The sequence below is a fragment of the Neobacillus ginsengisoli genome (assembly GCF_030813055.1).
The window spans coordinates 1-2,683 of record NZ_JAUSTW010000028.1 but is presented as its reverse complement, the minus strand read 5'-3'; the positions used below and the strand labels follow the sequence as shown (position 1 = coordinate 2,683).

Annotated in this window: 4 protein-coding genes; 1 reads left to right on the top strand and 3 read right to left on the bottom strand. The window is 38.9% G+C overall.

The features are described 5' to 3' along the window. Positions 1–275: 275 nt before the first annotated feature. The gene (locus J2S10_RS27615; RefSeq protein WP_370876312.1) at positions 276–668 is read left to right on the top strand and encodes a transposase; all 393 of its coding nucleotides are present in this window, start codon (positions 276–278) and stop codon (positions 666–668) included. Here J2S10_RS27615 and J2S10_RS27325 read toward each other — a convergent pair. The 3 genes from J2S10_RS27325 to J2S10_RS27315 form a co-directional block, all read right to left on the bottom strand. Then, positions 622–756, bottom strand: coding sequence for a VOC family protein (locus J2S10_RS27325; RefSeq protein WP_307414343.1), 135 nt, complete (start codon positions 754–756; stop codon positions 622–624). The genes J2S10_RS27615 and J2S10_RS27325 overlap by 47 nt on opposite strands. A gap of 322 nt (positions 757–1,078) precedes the next feature. Beyond that, entirely contained in the window at positions 1,079–1,315 is a 237-nt protein-coding gene (locus J2S10_RS27320; RefSeq protein WP_307414342.1) for a hypothetical protein, read from the bottom strand. A gap of 130 nt (positions 1,316–1,445) precedes the next feature. Continuing rightward, a complete protein-coding gene (locus tag J2S10_RS27315; RefSeq protein WP_307414340.1) occupies positions 1,446–2,390 on the bottom strand; it encodes an alpha/beta hydrolase in 945 nt (314 codons plus the stop codon). Between the last annotated feature and the right edge of the window lie 293 nt (positions 2,391–2,683).

Sequence of the window (2,683 nt, the reverse complement as noted above, 5' to 3'; positions counted from 1 at the left end):
AATCCTTCAGTTCCAACGGAACTGTCTAGCCTTTACCTGAGAGATGGGACCATCCTCAATTTGAGCTAGAAACATTTCGCACAAGAATATGGCCCTTTTATGGAATAACATGACTGTTGTTTTAGACCACTTTATTTTAAATTGAAGAACTTTATTTTAACTTTTCAGGTATCATTTTAAGATAGCTTTTTTATTATTTATCATGCAAAATAGCGACTAAAACAGGTGCAAAATAACATCTAAAGTGACATGTTAATCTCACTTACCAATTTAGGATGTTCAGTAAGTTGTATCTTTCTGAACACAATATTTTACATTTATTTACATCCATCATGCCGTTTTTAGATCTCGGACTTACCCCACTTATGCCTGAAATATTTTCAAACAAGTATCATGATAGTTTTCTGCAATATCTTATTACTTTTTTCACGAATAATCACATTCCACTTGAAGCCAAAGAAATTAATTTTATTAAAGAATATTTTAAAAGCGTATCGAAACGCCATGAATTTAAGATAATGGCAATGGAGTTCGATCAAAACAGCGTGAAACTGATAATCAACTGCCAAACAACTCACTTTATTCCAAACATTATCAAAGCTCTCAAAATGTTTGAGGAGATTAAGGTTCACTTGCCACCATGCCCAATACTTCCGTATAAAAGTTAATTGTTGCATCAAGATTTGGAGTAGCCAAAGCAACATGATGAAATCCACGCCATGCAACTGAAGCTTCAGAATCATTAACACTCGACATATATATTTTACCTCCTTTTTCCTGCTATCCCTCTTATTAAATCTATTATTGCAATTCCAAGATTATAAACAAATTTATTGTAAAACAACTTTATTGTCACTCAACATCAATTTTAAATTTATAAATTTCGTTAGTAAATTTATTGAAGTAATCTGTCTCCGTTAATTTAATAATTTATAATTCGATTACTTACGAGTAATCCCTTCTCTTATTCAAAAATATGGCCCTAAAATGAAAATAAGCGCTGATCCTTGTTCAAGGAAAGCGCCCGATTATGGAAGATTGATCAAATCATATAGGTTGTGGCATTTCAAATCCTCGTTTACTTTTCAGCCATTTTTATAATCTCATGTGCAACAACTACTTCAGTGCCAGAAAGTCCCACAGAACAAAACAATGTAACATCATTGATTGAATTTCTACCCGGTGTTTTTCCAGTTACGATGTCCGAAAGCTGTACAATATTTTGTTCATAAGGCGTATTGGCTAAGAAGTGAGGTGTTGAATAGGCACATAACTGTTCAAGGGAATCTGTTAGACTACGAAGTTCCGGTTCCACCGCAGTTCACAAGGAATCATGCCCTCAGAGTCTCCATATTACTCCCATATAAGTCTACTAATTATTTTGATACGTTTAGCTATAGCTCCTTGCTCTGTTCGATTTACACATTAAGATGCTATCGAATCATTCACATGAGTGCTCCAAAAAATCTTTCAACTTTGTCCGTGTACATTTCCTTATATTTGGCATAAGATCCAACATGGCCAACTCCCGTGGTTTCCCAGAACTGGAACCTGTCTTTATGTTTTTCCCACATGGTTTCACTATTCGTATAAGGGATGTCCTTATCGGTTTGACTATGGATAAACAGAACTGGCCGCGGGTAAATACGGTCAACTGCAGAAAGCGCGTTCACCTCTTCCGGATGCATGCCGGTAAGTGGAGGGATAATATCAAGAATCAGCGGTGTAAAAGGGAAGTTCGGCAGATGCGACCAATCTGACAAGTTGTCTTTCAGATAGGAGAGTAAATTATTAAACGGACTGTCAGCAATAACCCCAACGATAGAAGGATCGTCCGCCGCCGCAAGCAATGAAGTGGTAGCTCCCATGGAGAAACCGATCAACCCCACCTTGCTTGGGTGATTTTGTTTTACCCAATCCACCGCGCCTAGCAGGTCTTGCTGTTCCAATTGGCCGACAGTCGTTTCTGTTCCTCCTGATTTCCCACAATCACGGAAATCAAACATGACAACATTATACCCATCGTTGATGAGCGACTTTACTAGAGAGAGTGCTGGCAGCTCTTCCTGTAAACGGTTTTGCGCATATCCGTCAGCAAAAATCAGCGTCCTGTCCTTTTTTCCCGTTGCAGAAGGGAGAAACCAGCCTTTTAATTGGACATCTCGGGTTCTGCTCATAAACTGGATATTGTCATAGGTCAGATGAACGGATGCAGGTGTTGTCGTTACGGGTTTTCTAGCCGGATGAGTCAAACTCCATCCTACGTATACAGATATACCTACAACGGCAATGATGACTACAAGGAGGATAATGACAACTGCCCATATGAGCCACTTCCAAGACGTCCTTCTTCTTACCAATAGTGGTTTTGAAGTCTGCAATTTTACCATTTCTTTCTCCCCATTCCTTCTAAGTTACCTCGAAACTAGGCTAAATTAACAATTCGGCAGTTATATTCAACAATCCTTCTTCAAGTAACCTGCTTCGTTAGAATAAGAAAAGCTGCCTCAATGACAGCTCTGATCTTTCACTCTAGCACCCGTTAGCCACCTATGCAGCGCAAGCGCTGCACCAAAGAGAATGAAAAATGTTTAAAACCGTCAATAATGATTCTACGGCTGGGAGAGGAAGGTCGATACACTATGGTGCGTTAGAGCCCATCCGTTAGTCTGACTCCAACGAC

What these genes read in the sequence shown, in the direction of transcription:
- J2S10_RS27315 (WP_307414340.1), bottom strand. Translation starts at nt 2,390, where the DNA reads ATGGTAAAATTGCAGACTTCAAAACCACTATTGGTAAGAAGAAGGACG.
- J2S10_RS27325 (WP_307414343.1), bottom strand. Translation starts at nt 756, where the DNA reads ATGTCGAGTGTTAATGATTCTGAAGCTTCAGTTGCATGGCGTGGATTT.
- J2S10_RS27615 (WP_370876312.1), top strand. Translation starts at nt 276, where the DNA reads ATGTTCAGTAAGTTGTATCTTTCTGAACACAATATTTTACATTTATTT.